This window comes from Streptomyces sp. NPDC046909 (assembly GCF_040644695.1).
Taxonomy (GTDB): Bacteria; Actinomycetota; Actinomycetes; order Streptomycetales; family Streptomycetaceae; genus Streptomyces.
Window position 1 is genome coordinate 634,607 of record NZ_JBEYXC010000002.1, and the last position, 17,208, is coordinate 651,814.

General features: G+C 70.4%; 13 protein-coding genes and 1 riboswitch. Of the genes, 1 reads left to right on the plus strand and 12 read right to left on the minus strand.

The window, feature by feature from the left end:
• Window position 1 precedes the first annotated feature (1 nt).
• The 8 genes from ABZ928_RS07145 to ABZ928_RS07180 all read right to left on the minus strand — a co-directional run bounded on the left by ABZ928_RS07145 (window position 2) and on the right by ABZ928_RS07180 (window position 12,080).
• Window positions 2–772, minus strand: coding sequence for an SIMPL domain-containing protein (locus tag ABZ928_RS07145; protein WP_361515613.1), 771 nt, complete (start codon window positions 770–772; stop codon window positions 2–4).
• Window positions 773–937: 165 nt separating this feature from the next.
• Window positions 938–1,723, minus strand: a complete 786-nt coding sequence (locus tag ABZ928_RS07150; RefSeq protein ID WP_361516150.1) for an SGNH/GDSL hydrolase family protein — start codon at window positions 1,721–1,723, stop codon at window positions 938–940.
• Between the two features lie 179 nt (window positions 1,724–1,902).
• Entirely contained in the window at window positions 1,903–2,622 is a 720-nt protein-coding gene (locus ABZ928_RS07155; protein ID WP_361515615.1) for a DUF6250 domain-containing protein, read from the minus strand.
• On the minus strand, window positions 2,606–4,552 hold the full coding sequence (locus ABZ928_RS07160) for a hypothetical protein (protein ID WP_361515617.1): 1,947 nt from the start codon (window positions 4,550–4,552) through the stop codon (window positions 2,606–2,608). Before ABZ928_RS07160 ends, ABZ928_RS07155 begins: the two co-directional genes overlap by 17 nt.
• The gene (locus ABZ928_RS07165) at window positions 4,552–5,598 is read right to left on the minus strand and encodes a GDSL-type esterase/lipase family protein (RefSeq protein WP_361515619.1); all 1,047 of its coding nucleotides are present in this window, start codon (window positions 5,596–5,598) and stop codon (window positions 4,552–4,554) included. Before ABZ928_RS07165 ends, ABZ928_RS07160 begins: the two co-directional genes overlap by 1 nt.
• On the minus strand, window positions 5,595–8,318 hold the full coding sequence (locus tag ABZ928_RS07170) for a Tat pathway signal sequence domain protein (RefSeq protein WP_361515621.1): 2,724 nt from the start codon (window positions 8,316–8,318) through the stop codon (window positions 5,595–5,597). The genes ABZ928_RS07165 and ABZ928_RS07170 overlap by 4 nt, the downstream gene beginning before the upstream one ends.
• Window positions 8,319–8,541: 223 nt before the next feature.
• Window positions 8,542–9,507: a LysM peptidoglycan-binding domain-containing M23 family metallopeptidase gene (locus tag ABZ928_RS07175; RefSeq protein WP_361515622.1), complete on the minus strand. Its 966-nt coding sequence runs from the start codon at window positions 9,505–9,507 to the stop codon at window positions 8,542–8,544.
• A 4-nt stretch (window positions 9,508–9,511) separates the two neighbouring features.
• Window positions 9,512–9,689: riboswitch (cyclic di-AMP (ydaO/yuaA leader) on the minus strand.
• Between the two features lie 306 nt (window positions 9,690–9,995).
• Window positions 9,996–12,080, minus strand: coding sequence for an alpha-galactosidase (locus ABZ928_RS07180; RefSeq protein ID WP_361515624.1), 2,085 nt, complete (start codon window positions 12,078–12,080; stop codon window positions 9,996–9,998).
• 171 nt (window positions 12,081–12,251) lie between these two features.
• On the opposite strand from ABZ928_RS07180, the gene ABZ928_RS07185 reads away from it, so the two are divergent.
• Window positions 12,252–13,049, plus strand: coding sequence for a tyrosine-protein phosphatase (locus ABZ928_RS07185; RefSeq protein WP_361515626.1), 798 nt, complete (start codon window positions 12,252–12,254; stop codon window positions 13,047–13,049).
• Window positions 13,050–13,054: 5 nt separating this feature from the next.
• Here ABZ928_RS07185 and ABZ928_RS07190 read toward each other — a convergent pair whose 3' ends face one another.
• The 4 genes from ABZ928_RS07190 to dxs all read right to left on the minus strand — a co-directional run bounded on the left by ABZ928_RS07190 (window position 13,055) and on the right by dxs (window position 17,196).
• On the minus strand, window positions 13,055–13,177 hold the full coding sequence (locus ABZ928_RS07190) for a DUF6126 family protein (RefSeq protein WP_361515628.1): 123 nt from the start codon (window positions 13,175–13,177) through the stop codon (window positions 13,055–13,057).
• Window positions 13,174–13,791: an XRE family transcriptional regulator gene (locus tag ABZ928_RS07195; protein ID WP_361515630.1), complete on the minus strand. Its 618-nt coding sequence runs from the start codon at window positions 13,789–13,791 to the stop codon at window positions 13,174–13,176. The genes ABZ928_RS07190 and ABZ928_RS07195 overlap by 4 nt, the downstream gene beginning before the upstream one ends.
• A gap of 88 nt (window positions 13,792–13,879) precedes the next feature.
• Window positions 13,880–15,265, minus strand: coding sequence for an aspartate aminotransferase family protein (locus ABZ928_RS07200; protein ID WP_361515632.1), 1,386 nt, complete (start codon window positions 15,263–15,265; stop codon window positions 13,880–13,882).
• On the minus strand, window positions 15,262–17,196 hold the full coding sequence (dxs, locus tag ABZ928_RS07205; protein ID WP_361515634.1) for a 1-deoxy-D-xylulose-5-phosphate synthase: 1,935 nt from the start codon (window positions 17,194–17,196) through the stop codon (window positions 15,262–15,264). The genes ABZ928_RS07200 and dxs overlap by 4 nt, the downstream gene beginning before the upstream one ends.
• Between the last annotated feature and the right edge of the window lie 12 nt (window positions 17,197–17,208).

Here is a 17,208-nt window from a genome sequence, read left to right on the forward strand (position 1 = left end):
CTCAGTCCAGCTCGTACACCGCCGTCACCGAAGCCGTGGCCCTGATCTCCCCCGGCGCCAACGGCACCGGACCGCCCACCCCACCCGCCGGCGCGTCCGCGGAGACCGGCGGCATCGGCAGGACGTACCCCGTACCGCCCTCGCTGAGGGAGACCAGGCGCCCCAGGTGATGCCCGCTGAGCCTGGCGTACTGCGCGGCCTTCGCGTGGGCGTCGTCGTGAGCGGCCTTGCGGGCGCGGGCCTGAAGCGGGCGGCGGTCGTCGAGGTCGAAGACGACGGAGTTGATGCGGCCCGCGTTCCCCGTGGCGTCGGTGATCGCCTTGAGCAGGGCCCCGGTCGTGTCCAGTGCGCGGACCTTGATCGTGAAGGACTGCGCGGCCTGGTAGCCCTTCAGCGTGGACTCGCCGTCCTGGTAGTCGTAGACGGGGCTGAGGGAGACGCTCTCGGTACGGACGTCCTTGTCGGCGATCCCCTGCGCCCGCACCGCCTTCAGCAGGGCGGCGGCCGCCTTGTTCTGCGCGTTGAGCGCGGCCTGGGTCGTCTTGGCGGTGGCCTCCACCCCGGCTCCGACCAGCGCGATGTCGGGGTCGCCGACGGCACTGCCGTCGCCGGTCACGGTGACCGTGGCGGGCGCCGCCGCGGCACGGGCCGCGAGGGCGGGGGCGGTGCCGCCCGCGGTGACGGCGACGGCCGCGGGCGCGACGACGGTGGGCAGGCCGAGGGCGAGGAGGGTCACTGCGATCGCCGTGACAGGCGTACGGGGAACGGGCATGCGCGTCCGGTCCTTCCGGGAGTCGGGTGACGGTGTGCCGTCATCCCAACACCGGGCCTCGGACCGGACCGCGCACCACTCCCGCGCGGTCACCTCACTGGTCGAGCAGCCGCGACGGCCGGAACCCCTCAAGACCGTCCAGGACCGCGTGGCCCGGGACGGCGACTACGCCACCGAGGCGATCCGCATCTTGATGTCGTCCGGCGACAGCGCGCCCTTGGCCGTCACATGGTCGCCCGAGGACTCCCCGCGCAGCCGCCGCCCGATCCACGGCACGAGGTACTCCCGCGCCCAGTGCACATCGTCGCGCCGTACGTCGAGGGTGCCGCGCGGCGGGAGCGGGGGCCACGGCTGGTCGGGGTCGGCCGGGACCTCCAGGCCGAGCACCTGTCCGGCGCGGAGCGCCACGCGCGTGTGCCCGTCGGCGGAGAGGTGGAGCCGGTCGCCGTCCCAGGCCCTGCGGTCCTGGATGGTCTTGAGGGACCACAGGTCGAGGACGGGACAGCCGTAGCGGTCGGCGACCGCCCGCACATGTCCGTTGTACGTGGCGATCTTGCCGCGCAGATGCTTGAGCACGGGCACGCCACGGGTGTCGAAGCCGGTCGTCACCATCACGGTGCCGCACGCCTCGGTGAGCCGGGCGATCGCCCGCTCGAAGCGCTCGGCGACCTCGTCGGGGTCGGTGCCGGGCCGGAGGATGTCGTTGCCGCCCGCGCAGAAGGAGACCAGGTCCGGGCCGAGTTCCACGGCCTTGGGAAGCTGGTCCTCGACAATCTGGTCGAGCAGCTTGCCGCGCACGGCGAGGTTGGCGTACGTGAAGGCGCCCTCGGGCCGCCGGTCCGCGAGAAGTACCGCGAACCGGTCGGCCCAGCCGACGAACGCCCCGTCGGGGCCGGGGTCGCCGACGCCCTCGGTGAAGCTGTCCCCCACCGCAACGTACGACCCGATCACTGCTCTGCTGTCACTCTTCGAATCGTCTGCCACATCGGCCCATGATTCCCCTTCGAATGTGACCTACGCGACCGTAAGGAAGGGTTGACGGGCGGTGAGATAAGCCACTCCTAAAGTGTTGGCCAAGCCCGGAATAGGTCTCCGATCAGCGATGTTGGAGGCTCATCGATGTCGAGGGCTCAGCGGTGAGGGCTCAGCCGCCACACCCGGAAGTCGCTGAAGCGGAAGTGGCTCCAGGTGGTGCGGAAGGCGAAATGCCCACTGGTGTACGGCTCCGGGTCGGTGTAGTCGAACACGAGCTGCCCGTTGATCCACCACCGCTGGCTGGAGCCGTCGGAGACGATCCGGACCCGGTGGGGCTCGTTGGCGGCGAGCAAGGGCTCCGTGTAGTCGTAGATCAGCGGACGCACCCCGGCCTCGCCGACGTACCGTCGCAGCCGGGTCGTGGTGTTGGTGTTGGCGCCGTAGCCGACGTAGTACGTCTTGAGGTAGTCGTACTCCGCCAGGGCACCGCCGCGCTGGGTGGCGAAGAGGTCCTCGGGGGAACGGACGTCGGTCGCGTTCCAGAAGTTGTTGAGGTCGGAGACCCGGTCGTTGACGCCGCCCTCGGACACGGGGGTCGCCGTGTACTCGATGACGTACGGGCCTTCGAGCCGCTGCTTGAACCAGATGGTCGCGCCGGCGGGGACGTCGGACTCCAGGATGCCGCGGGCGGCGGTGACGGTGCCGCCCTTCTCCAGTTCGACGGCCCACTGGCCGAGGCCGTGGCGGAAGTCGTCGTGGGCGATGAGGCGCCCGCGGCGGTGGGACGAGTGGGCGCCGGCGGTGCCCGCGGGGGCGAGGGCGGCCAGGGCGGTGCCCGCGGCCAGGGCTCCGAAGGCTCTACGCGTGGTCGTCACGGGAGACGGCTCCTTCCGGGAGGGTGATCGAGGGCTTCGGCACGCGACGGGTCTCGGTGCCGAGGTAGTAGTCGGTGTACGTGGACTGGAGGTAGCCGCGCACGGTCCAGCCGAGGCGGTACTCGGCGTTCTGCGCGAGCGTGTAGATGCGCGTCTTCGTCGGCTCGGTGGTGGTGTAGAGCCGCAGTGCGGTGTGGTCGGCGGTCTCGGCGAGGATCTCCTCGCGCCAGTCGCCGAGGATGTCGCCGTAGAAGGGGGTGGCGTTGCGGGCGCCGGAGACGACACCGGTCGGCTCGAAGATCCTCGCGCTGGTCTCGGTGGCCGGGTCCCACTTCTCCACGCGGGTGAAGTCGAGGTTCTCCGAGGCCTTGTCGCCGTCCCACCAGATACGGAAGTTGACGCTCGGCGTGGTCGTGGAGACCTTGCCGTCCTGGACGTTGCGGACGCCCGCGCCGGGGGCGGTGACGTCGGCGGTGGAGGTCCAGTACTCGTAACCGGGGTGGCTGGGGTCGATGTCACCGGTGCTGCCGCGGCCGACGTCGATGTCCGTGTCGTTGACCCAGTCGGCGGGGTGCTGTCCGGTGACGAGCCGCTCGCCGGTGTCGGCGTCGTAGTAGTACCAGGGGAAGTTCGGGATGACGCCCAACTCGGCCTGCTGGATGGCGAATCCCTCCAGCCCGGGCCGGTCGGGGTCGAGGTCGGCGATGTGGAACCGGTCGCCGTGCCCGGCGCCGTCGACGACGTACCGCAGCGTGCCGTCGCTGTTGACGACATAGTTGCCGTCGGCGATCTCGTCCTTGCCGTCGAGGTCGACGTCGACGGTACGGATCTGGTGGAAGCTGGTCGCGCCGCTCGCGGCGGGGACCACGTACTTCCAACGCGGGCTCAGGTCGGTGCCGTTGAAGTCCCAGGTCTGGAAGAGGATCCGGAAGGTGCCGCGCTTGGCGCCGACGCGGGTGACCAACTTGGTGACCAGGCTGGGGTGTTCGCCGTCGAGGTAGGCGATGCCGAAGTGGCCGCCGGAGGGGCCGTCGGCGACGAAGTCGTCGGGAACGGGCTGCCGGGCGCGCTCGGTGCCGGTCAGGCCGTCGATCACGGACACGAACTGGTTCGCGGGCGAGGCCGCGCTGACCTCGGAACCGTCCGCGAAGGTCGTCCCGTCGGCCGTGTGCACCAGCACCTCGGCCCTGCCGTCGCCGTCGAGGTCGAACACCGTGACGTTGTCGTCGTTGCGGTAGCCGCCGATCGCCGTGGAACCGCTGATCGCCGCGGGCGCCGGGTCGTTGGCGCCGTTCCCGCCGACCTGTGTGTACGAGCCGGGCCCCTGGTCGACCCGCCACAGCCGCTCGCCGGTCAGCGTGTACGCCTCCAGCAGGTCGGGCTTGTCACGGGTCCCGGAGAGCCGGCTGACGACGATCTCGTACCGCCCGTCACCGTCGAGGTCCCCGGGCCAGGCATGCTGCACGGTGTAGCCGTCGGCGCTCGCGAGGGGGATCTCGGCGTAGCCCCTCGCGAAGTCGAGCGCGGCCGAACTCGGCCTCCGCTCATGCCCGTTGACGACGGCCCGCACGGTGTACGTGCCCTTGCCGGGCGAATCGTCCTGGTACGTCGTGGACTTGACGACCGGCGTACGGTTCAGCCGTCGCCCGTTCTTGTACACGTTGAAGGCGATGGCGTTGCCGTACCGGGCGTACTCGGTGCCGAGCAGACGCCAGCTGAGGAAGGTCCCCTCACCCGAGCCGGACGGCACGGCGACCAGTCCGCGGTCGAGGTTCTCGACGACCCGGCGCGGGGGCTCCCCGCTGGTGGCGTGGCCGGCGGGCGCGGACATCAGCCCGGCCAGCAGGGCGGCCGCGGTGACGGCGACGGTTCTTCGGCGATGCGTGCGACGCGGATGATGCGGACCGCGCGGGCCATGCGGGCGATGCACTAGTGCTCCTTTGCGAGATGGGCGATCAGTCGGTCGGCCACCTTGCGGTGACCCTGGACGCTGGGATGGACGGTCCCGTTGAAGTCCCCGCCCGCCACGGAGAGCCAGTCGGTCGTGTCGACGAACTCGGTCCGGGCGTCGGCCAGTTCGGCGACGACGGCGGCGACGTCCTCGGCGTGTGTGCCGTTGAAGGGGCGCAGCGCGAGGATGCGCGCATGCGGGGCCGAGGCCCGGAGCCGGGTGAGATAGGCGCGGTAGGCGGCACGGAAGTCGTCCGAGCCCCACGCGGCGTCGTTGGTGCCCTGGTTCACGACGATCACATCGGCCCGGTGGTCCGAATCCGCCCTGGACCCCGCGTAGTTCCAGCCGTACGCGTCCGACGCCGTCGGCACTCCCCCGTTGCCGGTCTGGATCACGCCCTGCCGCCCGAAGCCGACCTGGGTCAGCGAGGCGTGCAGCGCGTCGGCGACCAGGGTGGGGTAGGCGGCGGTGCCGTCGGCGCAGTCGGAGGTGTTGACCTCGCACAGGGCCATGACGCCCTGGGTGATGGAGTCGCCGTAGAACGCGAACTCCCGTCCGTGTCCACCGTGTTGGACCTGCTGGGGCAGGAGCCGCCCCCGGATCCCGGTGAGTACGACACCGGTCTCCAGCGGGGGCGTCCACCGGTTGGCCCGTGAGAAGACGTCCTTCACGGACAACTCGGCGGTGTGCGGCCCGCGTCCGGAGGCCGCGATCTCGATGTCGCCGCGATCGACGGCGTACAGCTGCTTGGGGCCGCCGTCGACCGACACATAGATCTGCGCGGGCACGGTGATCGACGAGACGTCGAACAGGGCGTGCGCGCTGCCGCCGGTGAAGCGGAAGCTCAGCCGGGAACCGGAGTTGACGGTGATCGCCGCATCGGCGGTGCGGCCCCAGTGGCCCTCGTAGGCGAGGCGTCGGTCGTTCGGGCGTACGACGTCCTCGGAGGCCGAGGCCGCCACGGGCTGTACCGCGCCCGTGAGCAACCCCGCGGTCACCGCCGCGATCAAGCCGGCATGTCTCATGACGGGATCCGGTCTCCGATCAGGGCGAGGTTCTGGATCGCGGCAAGGGCCCACTGGGCCGAGGAGTTGGTGGAGATCCACGGGATCTCCTCGGTGGTGCGCAGCACGGCCGGGGTCTTGACGGTGACCGGGTTCCAGTCGTTGGACGGGAAGTAGGTGTCGCTGCCGGTGTAGAACTCGTTCCACGCGCGCGTGGCGAGCGTCGGGTCGTCCTTGTGGCGCGCGGCGTACGCGGTGATCCGGGAGTGCGCTGCGGGCAGCGCCGACTTCCAGGTGGAGCCGGTGAGTTGCTTCTTCTGGGCGTCGGTGGCGTTGTAGTACTGCGCGTAGTTCAGCCAGGCGGCGCGGAACTCGGGCTCCTCGTCGCCGAGGAGCGACGCGAGCTCGCTGTTGGTCTCGACGAGCCCGAAGACGGCGCTCAGGTGCGACACGCTCACGGCCGTGCTGGTGGTGATCGCGAACTTGCCGGTGTCCGCGTCGAGCAGCCCCGTGCCGGTGAAGAACCCGTTGGGCTGGGCGGCGATCGTCCGCAGCGAGTTGACCAGTTTGGCCTTCGCCTGCGCGGCACTGGGCCCCTGCCGCTCCCACTCGGTGAGCCAGGCCGCCGAGATGCCACCCCAGTCGGTACCGAACCCGACCGACAGGGCATGCCGGTCGCCCGGCGTGTAGCCGTCCGTCCGGACCTTGCGCTGCGGGTCGACTTCCAGGAACGTCCGCTCCACGTCGACGAGTTCACGCAGCAGGTCGCCGGTGCGCTCGTCGCCGGTGAGGAAGTAGTAGAAGCGCCGGTTCACGGCCGTGGAGATACGGACCTGCTTGGCGCTGTCCGCCCAGTGCTGCACACCGTGCCGGGTGCCGAGGCCCGCCCACTTCCCGAGGTGGTAGACGTCGACCTCACCGGTGTGCCGGGTCATGGCCTCCGCGAACCGGAAGACCTCGGCGGAACCGGTGCGCAGGAAGTGGTACCAGAGCCACAGGTCGGTGCCCAACTCCGAGTTGTCCCAGGCGTATCCACCCACGTCGTAGCGCCAGACGTGCCGGTCGTTGTCGTAGGTGTGCTGGACGTCGCCGTAGTCGAGGAACCCGTACCAGCGGTGCTGCTCGCGCTGCCCGGCGTAGTAGGCGAACAGGTCGTCGAGACGGTCTTCGACCGCTGTCCGGGCCTTGTTGGACCGGTCGACGGGCGCCCAGTCCCCGAACACCCCGGCGGCGTGCAGCCGTTGGGGAGTGGCGGTGAGGAGCGGCGGGGTCGCGGTGGCGGCGGCCTGTGCGGCGAGGGAAGCAGCGGACGGAGTCTTCTCCAGTGCCCAGAAGGTGAGTTCGTTGGTCCGCGCGATGCCGTACGGCGTGCCGAAGCCGGGCTCGTAGTCCTCGTACGTGATCTCCAGACCGCCGTCGGACTGTTCCTCGTACGTGTCCTGCCCCAGCCCGTCGTGGTAGAAGCGCAGGTCGAGCGGCTGCGCCTCGGGCGAGTACAGCCATACGGTGGCCTCGGCGGCGTCGCCGGCGGCGCCCCGGACGTCCAGCTGGGCGGGGTGGCGCTGCCAGAAGTCCCGTAGTCCGAAGGAGAGTCCGCCGCTCGCGCCGCCGACGTAGCCGAAGCCTCCGGCGCGGCGGCCGGCCGCGGCGTGGATCCAGCCGTAGCCCGCCTTGGTGCGCTTGCGGACGGTGTAGCCGTCGGCGTTGGGCTGGGTGAGGGTGTAGTCGCCCCAGGTCGGGATGTAGGCGAGGCGGCTGAAAACACGGGTGTCCCAGGTGGCGGTGTCGGGCAGTTTCGTGCCCGCGATCTGGGCCGCGCGGACCGCCGCGCCCGGGTCGCGGCGCAGCCCGGTGATGCCCTGGACGGCCTCGCTGAACAGGCCGCCGTCGGAGTCGGCGAACCGTATGTGCCGGTCGTAGGGCTGGTCGCGCAGCGGCACGGTGAAGGTGACCCCGAGGCCGCGCAGGAAGTCGCCCTGGTCGGAGCCGGGCGTCTGCTCGCCGTCCCAGACGAAGGTGTGCACCAGCCGGAAGGAGTCGGCACCGGCGGAGAAGGAGAAGCGCAGGGTGTACGGCAGCCAGCTCCGCCCGCCGCTGCGGTGCCGGCCCTCTACGCGGACGACGGCACGGACCGGGCCGTCCTGCTCCACCTCGACCTTCTCGACGCGGCCCGAGAAGCGCTGGACGTCCGTGCCCTCCCGCACGGACTCCTGCCGCAGGGCGACCAGCTTCCCGTCCCGCGCGATCTCGGCCGAGCCGCGCCGCACACTCCGTACGACGGTGTCGGACCCCTTGGCGCCGAACACGGCGGTGATCACTCCGGTCGACACCTCGACGCGGCCCGCGGACCGGGTGACGGTGACCTTCCGCTCCGGTGCGGCCGGTTCGCCCGCCGCGAGCTTGTACGCGGCGGCCTTGGGGGCATCGGGCGCGATCGCGTGCGCGGTCCACTTCACCGAGCCGTCGGGCCAGTAGCCGGTGACCCAGCTCTGGACGGGCACGTCGTCCCCGGCGGCGGTCGTCAGCCGGAATCTCTGCTCCGGCCGGTACGTCCCGCGCGCCCACGGCACGCCCCAGGTGGCACCGGCGTGGACCTCGGGTGCCGAGCCCTCCAGCCAGTGGAGTTCGGTGTCGTCCGCGTCGGCCGCGACGGCGGTGCGGGACAGGGCCCAGGAGAACTGGGCCGCGGCGGCCGCGGCTGCGGCGCCCTTGATGACGGTGCGTCGGTCGACGCCGGGCACGGGGACCTCCGGAAGATGCGGATAGAAAGCGCTTGCATCGTTACGGAGATCACTGTGTCCCCACCCTCCCCTCACTGTCGACGGTTTGGACAGCCGCGCCACAAGACCGCAATGAACCGATCATGAAACGGCAAGAACCAACACCCAGGGGTCGGCGGGACCCCACACCGAAGGCCGGACCCGGGGATCGGGATCCGGCCTTCGGTGGCACGAGGGGAAGGGGTCAGCCGACGGCGACGCCCTTCGAGCGGAGGTAGGCGACCGGGTCGACGTCCGAGCCGTAGTCCGGCGTGGTGCGGATCTCGAAGTGCAGATGCGGGCCGGTGACATTGCCGGTCGCGCCGGAGAGGCCGATCTGCTGGCCCTCGGTGACGGTCTGGCCGGCCGAGACCGAGAGCGAGGACAGGTGGGCGTACTGGGCGTAGTAGCCGTCGGCGAGCTGGATGACGACCTGGTTGCCGTACGCGCCGCCCCAGCCGGCGGAGACGACGGTGCCCGCGGCCACGGCCTTCAGCGAGGTGCCGGTCGGGACGACGAAGTCGACACCGGTGTGGTAGCCGCTGGACCACATGCTGCCCGCCGTGTGGTAGGCGGTGCCGACGGTGGCGCCGGTCACGGGGAGGGTGTAGCCGCTGGAGCTGCTGGTGCCGGTCGACTCGCTGCTCTGGGTGGCACTCGTGGTGTTCGAGGAGGACGAGCCGGACGAGGAGGACGACGACTTCTCGGCGCTCGTGGACTTCCCGGAGCTCGTGGACTTCTCCGTGCTCGCCGACTTGTCGGTGCTCGCCGCGGCCTTCTTGCCGAGGGTGAGCTTCAGACCGGGGTGGATCAGCGAGGGGTCGGAGCCGACGGCCTCGCGGTTGTCCGAGTAGAGCTTCTTCCAGCCGCCGCTGACGTTCTGCTCGTCGGCGATCTTCGAGAGGTAGTCACCGGCCCGCACCGAATAGGTGCGCACGGTCGCGGTGTTCGCGGCGCTCTTCTTCTCCGCGGCCTTCTTCTCGGTCGCCGTCTTCTCGGCGGCCGGAAGGGACTGGACGGCCTTTTCCGAAACGGACTGCGAGGTGGCCGCGTGGGCGCCTGCGGCACCCATCAGCGGGAGGGCGAGTGCGGCTCCGCCGGTGCCGGCGACGGCGATCGAGCGAGTGAGGCGCTGGGTCTTCGGACGGCGGTGCTTACCCTTCGCGGGCATGGCGAATTCCTCTCCGGCGCCTACGAGGTGAGCTGTCGGGTGCGGACTGGAGATGTCCGGCCGCACCGAAGTGCGGCTTAACCCCTAGCCGTTCCGGAGACCGGAACAGGCGGTTGTACCTGTGGGTCCCCCGCTCCTGCCGTTCACGGGTGAGTTGTGCGGGCACCGGGCGGCGGCAGGATTGGGCGTCCGTCCGGATTGGTGGCGAACGTAAGCGAGGAAGACGCAAAGGGACAAGCGAGAGGTTCCAGAGAAATGCGTTCCTCTTGATCCCTTGTGAGAATTACCGGTCACCCTGTGTGAATTCAGCCCGCCGCCCGCCCCGCAAAACCCTTGGGAAAACACGGGAATTACGTGAACATGACGGGCGACGGACGGTCACGGATATGACGCTCCTCACGTGCCGTTTTCACAGCTTCCTTTATTCCAGAGCGAGTTGGAATGAAGGTGAAGGAAGGCGAAGGAAGCCACCAATTCGGACAGACGACTCAGATGCGACGCAGTCGGAGAACTGCCGCATCCAAGTCGCCCCGCAATCCAACCCGAAGTCCGTGATGCAGCAATACCGCACCTCTGTGAATTTCGCCCGTTTCAAGGCATTCGTACGACGCTGCCGGGTCGAGCCCGCGCAGCCGCAGCGCCGGGACGGGCTCGCCGTAGCTCTGCGCCTGGAGCCAGGCGAGGACGACGGCCTCGTCCCCGCGGACGTACTGCACCGCACTGAGCCCGCCGCGCGGGGGCCGCAGCCGGTAGAGGTCGCCGCGCTGCACCAGGGGCCGGATCTCCTTGTAGAGGCCCACCCATTGCCCCGCCTCGGCCAGCTCCTCCTCGCTCCACTCGGAGAGGTCCCCGCCGACCCCGAGCACCCCGGCCATGGCGCTCACGAACCGGAACTTGAGCGAGCTCACCCGGCCGTTGAGCTGGGTGTTGGGGCTGTCGGTGACCCAGGCGGCCATCACGCGCGCGGGGTGGATCTGACTGAAGCCGTGCTGGATGGCGAGCCGGTCCAAGGGGTCGGTGTTGTCCGAGGTCCACACCTGGTCGGTACGGCTGAGCACCCCGAGGTCGATACGGCCACCGCCGCCGGAGCAGGACTCGAAGGCGACGCCCGGGTGAGCCGCCCGCAACCGGTCCAGGAGGGCGTAGAAGCCGCGCACATGGTCGACCCACAGCCGCTGCGGGTAGGGCTCACCCGGCCAGCCCGCATCGGTGAAGCAGCGGTTGAAGTCCCACTTCACATAGTCGACGGGGGCGGAGGAGAGCAGGGTGTCGAGCCGCTCCCAGAGGTACTCCTGGACGTCCTCGCGGGCCAGGTTCAGTACGAGCTGATTGCGGAACTCCGTCCGCTTTCGTCCCCCTTGATACTGCACCCAGTCCGGGTGGGCGCGATACAGCTCGCTGTCCGGGTTGACCATCTCGGGCTCGACCCAGATGCCGAACTGCATGCCGAGCGCGTGCACATAGTCGGCGAGCGGCTTGAGGCCGTTCGGGAAGCGGTCGGGGTTCGGTGTCCAGTCGCCGAGTCCGGCCCGGTCGCTGGTGCGGGCACCGAACCAGCCGTCGTCGACCACGAACAGCTCCACGCCGATCGCCGCGGCCCGCCGGGCGAGCGTGCCCTGCTGCTCCTCGGAGATGTCGAAGGTCGTGGCCTCCCAGGAGTTGAAGAGCACCGGCCGGTCCTGGTCGGCGTCCGGGATGACGTACGCCCGCTGGTACGCGTGCCAGGCCCGGCTCGCGCCGCCGAAGCCGCCGTCGCTCCACAGTCCGGCGAAGACGGGCGTGGTGAAGGACTCCCCCGCCGCCAGGCTCAGCAGGCCCGAGTCGTCGTGCCCGGCCCCGCCGGTGATCTGCACGCGCGCGTCGGGGAGCTGGGCCACGGCGATCCGCCAGGAGCCCGACCAGCCGAGGGCGCAGCCGTAGACCTCGCCGCGCTCCTCGGTGGCGTCCGTGTCGAGCGCGACCCACGGCAGATGCTGGTGCCCGGTGTGCCCGCGGCGGCTGCCGATGACCTTCTCACCGTAGGTGAGGGGGGCCGCGGTCAGCCGGGACTCGGCGGCCCAGCGCCCGTGCAGCTGGGACAGCCGCCAGTCCTCGCGGTCGGGCAGGGTCCAGGTGGCGGAGTCGGCGCGCAGCAGCTCCATGGCCTCGGTGCCCTGGTTGTCCAGGGTCACCCAGCGCTCGACGACGTCGCCGCGCATCCGGTAGTGCAGGGTGATCGCCAGTCCGTCGTCGTGGAACAGCAGCCGGAGTTCGTCACCGCCGGGACCATTCACGGTCTCGTACGACGTGAAGGTCCACTCGGTCCCGCGCCGCTCGGCGGTGCGCACGGACAGCGCGGGCCGTACGAAACGGGGGCCGCCCTCGACGGGGTACTCCTCGCGGCCGTCGAGCTGCGACTCGAAGGGCCAGTAGTCGGGCAGTGGGCGCACGGCGAGGGCCTCGGCGTCGGCGAGGGCGATCGCGGGGCCCCAGTGCAGATGCAGGAGCTCGTCGTTCTCGGTGAGATGGACGGCATAACTGCTGGCAGGCCCTGAGAGAAGCCAGGTGCGGCCGGTTGCGGAGATCTCCAGCATCAAACCCTCACATATTCGAACAGTGGCGCTCAAGCGCCAACATCATCGACGGCCGTGCGGCTCTGACGCAAACGCCTGTGGACAACTCATTGCCCCAGGAATCCATGTCGTATCGTCGAGGGCGTGCCCGCCGACGTGCCGTGGCGGCGGGACCGGCTGGGAGGAGCCCCCGTGACGCAGCAGATCCCGTCGACCGAGCCCGAGCTGGCCGGTGTCCGCAACTTCCGTGATGTGGGCGGTCTGCCGACCGTGGACGGACGGCGGGTGCGGTACGGGGTGCTGTTCCGCAGCGGTCATCTGGCGCACGCGACCGAGGAGGACGCCGAGTTCCTCTCCTCGCTCGGGCTGCACACGATCTTCGACTTCCGCAACGCGTCGGACCAGAAGCTGGAGGGTCCCGACGTCGAGCTGCCGGGCGTGCGCAATGTGAACCTCCCGCTGAGCGACCCGGCGGACGGCTCGGAGTTCTGGAAGATGGTCCGGGACGGCGAGATCGAGACGCTGCGCGAACTCCTCGGCGACAACAAGGCGGCGAACCGGATGATCGCCTCCTACCGCATGATCATCAAGGAGCGCACCGCCGAGCACTCCCGCGTCCTGCACTCCCTCGCCGAGGAGAGCGTCCCCGCGCTGATGCACTGCGCGGCGGGCAAGGACCGCGCGGGCCTGTCCATAGCCGTGACGCTGCTCGCCCTCGGCGTGGAGCGGGAGGCGATCATCGCCGACTACCTGGAGTCGAACGCCAAGCACCGCCGCTACAAGGTGCAGCGCAGCAGCAAGTCCACCGCCGGCTACTCCCCCGAGGTCATGGAGCTGCTGAGCCCCCTCTTCGACGCGCGCGCCGAGTATCTGGAAGCCGCGTTCGCGACGATCGAGGAGACCTGGGGCGGCGTCGACGCCTATCTGGAGCAGGGTCTCGGCATCACACCGGAGATCCGGGAGCGGCTGCGCGAGCGACTGCTCGACTGAGGCGGCTACTGGCTGCCGCCCAGCGCGAAGAGCAGATAGACGAAGGCCGCGAAGACATGGCCCACCGCGAGGTAGATGATCAGCCGTACCCACAGGGCGCGCGGGAACTTCTCCTCCATGTCGGTCATGACGTCTCTCCATGGGTGGGGCCGAGGCACAGCGTGGCCGTGGGGCTCTGCAGCAGGGTGTGGACGAAGAGCAGCTCGACCCCGTCGGGGTCCTGGGCCGCGATGCGGTGCGGGGTCAGCGAGTCGAAGTGGGCGCTGTCGCCGGGGGCGAGCCGGTGCGTGGTGTCCCCGAGGCGCAGCCGCAGCCGCCCGGTGAGGACGTACAGCCATTCCTCGCCGGGGTGCACGCGCACGATGTCGCCCTGGGAGCCGTGCGGGACATGGACGCGCAGCGCCTGCATGCCGCGTCCCGGTGAGCCGGCCTGCCAGTAGGTCCAGCCGCCGGCGGAGGTGGGTTCCATGTCGGCGGCGCGTACGACGGCGTCCCGTTCGGTGACCGTCTCGCCGAGCAGCTCCGAGACCGTCGTACCGTAGACACGGGCGAGCGCGAGCAGCATCGGCAGTGAGGGCTGGCGCTGTCCGGTCTCGAGCCGGGAGAGGTGGGCGGGCGACAGCCCGGCGGCGCGGGCCGCGGCCTCCAGGGTGAGGGCGGCGCGGCGGCGCAGGGCGCGAAGCCGCGGTGCGACGACGGGCAGGATCCCGGCGTCGGCCGGCCCGGTTTCGGGAGAGCTCATGCCCTCCATTCAGCCGCAGGTTTGCCCCTGGGGCAATTTTCTTGCCTCAGAGGCAAAACGCGTGACTGGGACTGTCCGGTGAGCAGGCCTAGCGGTTGGCCACCGCCTGCTTGACCAGCGTCTTCCCGAAGTCCCACATCAGCCCGCCGCCGCCATGGGCGTCGTCCATGACATCGGTGAAGGCGTCGACGAACCGGTCCACCTCCGCCTCCCCCACCGTCAGCGGCGGGATCAGCTTGATCACCTCCAAGTGGTCGCCGGAAACCTGGGTGAGGATCCGGTGCCGCTGGAGCAGCGGTACGACGACCATCTGCGCGAACAGCCCCTTGCGGGCGGCCTGGAGCATGGTCCACCGGCTGCGCAGCCCCAGGGACTTGGGCCGGCCGAACTCGATGCCGACCATCAGTCCCCGGCCGCGCACGTCGGCGAGCAGCTCGTACTTGTCGACGAGGGCGGCGAGCCGGGACTTGAGCAGCTCGCCGGTGGTGCGGGCGTTGGCGACGATCCGCTCGTTCTCCATGACGGACAGCACGGCGAGCCCGGCCGCCATGGCCTGCGCGTTGGACCCGAAGCTCGCCGAGTGGACCAGGACGCGGTCGATCGACGAGAAGACCTTCTTGAAGATCCAGTCCTTGCCGAGGGTGGCGCCGACCGGCACATAGCCGCCGGAGAGCGCCTTGGCCACGCACACGAGGTCCGGCTCGACGCCGTCCTCGTGCTGGTAGGCGTAGAAGTCGCCGGTGCGGCCGAGCCCGGTCTGCACCTCGTCCGCGATCAGCAGCGCCTTGTGCCGGTGGAGCAGCTCCTGGGCGGCGCGCAGATAGCCCGGCGGGGGCTCGTGGACGCCCTTGCCCTGGATCGGCTCGACGATCAGGGCGGCCACGTCGCCCTTCTTCAACTCCCGTGCCAGGGCGTCGAGATCACCGAGGGGAACGGCCGTGTCGGGCAGCAGCGGGGCGAAGCCGTCGCGGAAGCCGTCCTCGCCGTTGACCGACAGCGAGCCGGTGGTCAGGCCGTGGAAGGCGTGGTCGCAGTACAGGATCCGCGGCTTGCCGGTGGCGCGCCGGGCGAACTTCAGCGCGGTCTCCACCGCCTCCGTACCGCTGTTGCCGAAGAACACCCGGTCCAGGTGCGGACTGTGGGTGAGGAGCTTCTCGGCCAGCAGCCCGGGCAGCGGCTGGCAGTCGAAGCGGGTGAGGTCGGCGAGCTGGGCGTCGAGGACGTCGTGCAGCGCCTTGCGGACGACGGGGTGATGGCGGCCCAGGCCCATCACCCCGAACCCGGCGAGCATGTCCAGGTAGTCGTTGCCGTCCGCGTCCCAGAAGTAGGCGCCCTCGGCCCGCTCGTAGACCTTGTCGAAGCCGATGGTGTGCAGCATGCGCGGGAGCTGGTGGTTGAGGTACTTGGTGTGCAGCTCGTAGCGCTCGGCTCCGCGCTCGGCCAGGAGTGCGCCGAGGTCGAACTCGGTGGTCATTCGGGTTTCTCCTTGAGTGAGCCGTCGACCTGCTCCCCGACCGCCAAAGCACTCTCGGCTTCCTTGACGGCGAGGCTCGCGCTGATGCGTCCCGCGACCTCCACCGGCGTGAGCCCGATGTCGGCGAGCACCTCGCCCCGCTTGGCGTGCGCGAGGAACTGGTCCGGGATGCCGAACCGCCGTACGGGTACGTCGACTTCGGCGTCCCCCAGCGCGAGGGCGACCGCGGAACCGACCCCGGCGGCACGGCTGTTGTCCTCTACCACCGCGACCAGCCGGTGCTCGGCGGCGAGGCCGGGCAGCGCCGGATCGACGGGTTTGACCCAACGGGGGTCCACGACCGTGCAGTTGATGCCCCGGGCCTCCAGCAGGTCGGCGGCCTGAAGACAGACGGGCGCCATGACGCCCACCGCGACGAGCAGCACCTCGGGCGTCCCGGCACCGCGGTGCAGCACGTCGAGGCCGCCGACCTGGTCCACGGCCGGCAGCGACGGGCCCACGGACTCCTTCGGGAAGCGGACGAGCGTCGGCGCGTCGTCCACCGCCACGGCCTCTCGCAACTGTGCCCGCAGCTGGTCGGCGTCCCGGGGCGCGGCGATCCTGAGGCCGGGCACGACCTGAAGGATCGACATGTCCCACATGCCGTTGTGCGAGGCCCCATCCACGCCCGTGACCCCGGCCCGGTCCAACACGAACGTCACCCCGCAGCGGTGCAGCGCGACGTCCATCAGGAGCTGGTCGAAGGCGCGGTTGAGGAAGGTCGCGTACACAGCGACCACGGGATGCAGCCCGCCGGTGGCGAGCCCCGCCGCGGACACCGCCGCGTGCTGCTCGGCGATCCCGACGTCCCACACCCGCTCCGGGAACCGCGCTGCGAACTTCCCGAGCCCTACCGGGTGCAGCATGGCCGCCGTGATCGCCACGACGTCCTCCCGCTCCTCCCCGATCGCGACGATCTCGTCCCCGAACACCGAGGTCCAGGAAGGCCCGTTGGAGGGCGCGAGCGGCTCGCAGGTGAGCGGGTCCATCACCCCGACGGTGTGGAAGTGGTCCTCCTCGTGGGCGAGGGCGGGCTCGTAGCCGCGCCCCTTCTCCGTGAGGCAGTGGATGAGCACCGGCCCGTGGAAGCGTTTCGCGCGCCGCAGCGCCGACTCGACGGCCCCGATGTCGTGCCCGTCGATCGGGCCGACGTACTTCAGCCCGAGGTCCTCGAACATGCCCTGCGGGGCGAACGCGTCCTTGAAGCCCTTCTTCGCGCCGTGCAGCGACTCGTAGATCGTGTGACCCACGACCGGGGTCCGCAGCAGTACGTCCTTCCCCCAGGCCAGGACCTTCTCGTAGCTGTCGGTCGTGCGCAGGGTGGCCAGATGGTTCGCGAGGCCGCCGATGGTCGGCGAGTACGAGCGCTCGTTGTCGTTGACGACGATGATCAGCGGCCGGTCCTTGGCGGCCGCGATGTTGTTGAGCGCCTCCCAGGCCATACCGCCGGTCAGCGCGCCGTCGCCGATCACCGCGACCACATGACCCTTGTCGCCCTGCACCTGGCGGGCCTTGGCGAGTCCGTCCGCCCAGCCGAGCGCGGTGGAGGCGTGGCTGTTCTCGACGATGTCGTGCTCGGACTCCTCACGCGAGGGATAGCCGGACAGGCCGCCCTTGCCGCGCAGCTTGGAGAAGTCCTGACGTCCTGTCAGCAGCTTGTGCACATAGCTCTGATGGCCGGTGTCCCACACGATGCGGTCGACCGGCGACTCGAAGACCCGGTGGAGCGCGATGGAGAGTTCCACCACCCCCAGGTTGGGCCCGAGGTGTCCGCCGGTCCTGGCGACCGCGTGCACCAGGAACTCCCTTATCTCCTCGGACAGTTCGCCGAGTTCCGGCTCGGACAGCGCCTTTAGGTCGCGTGGTCCCCGGATGTTCTCCAGAATGGTCACGCTCGGGCCCCC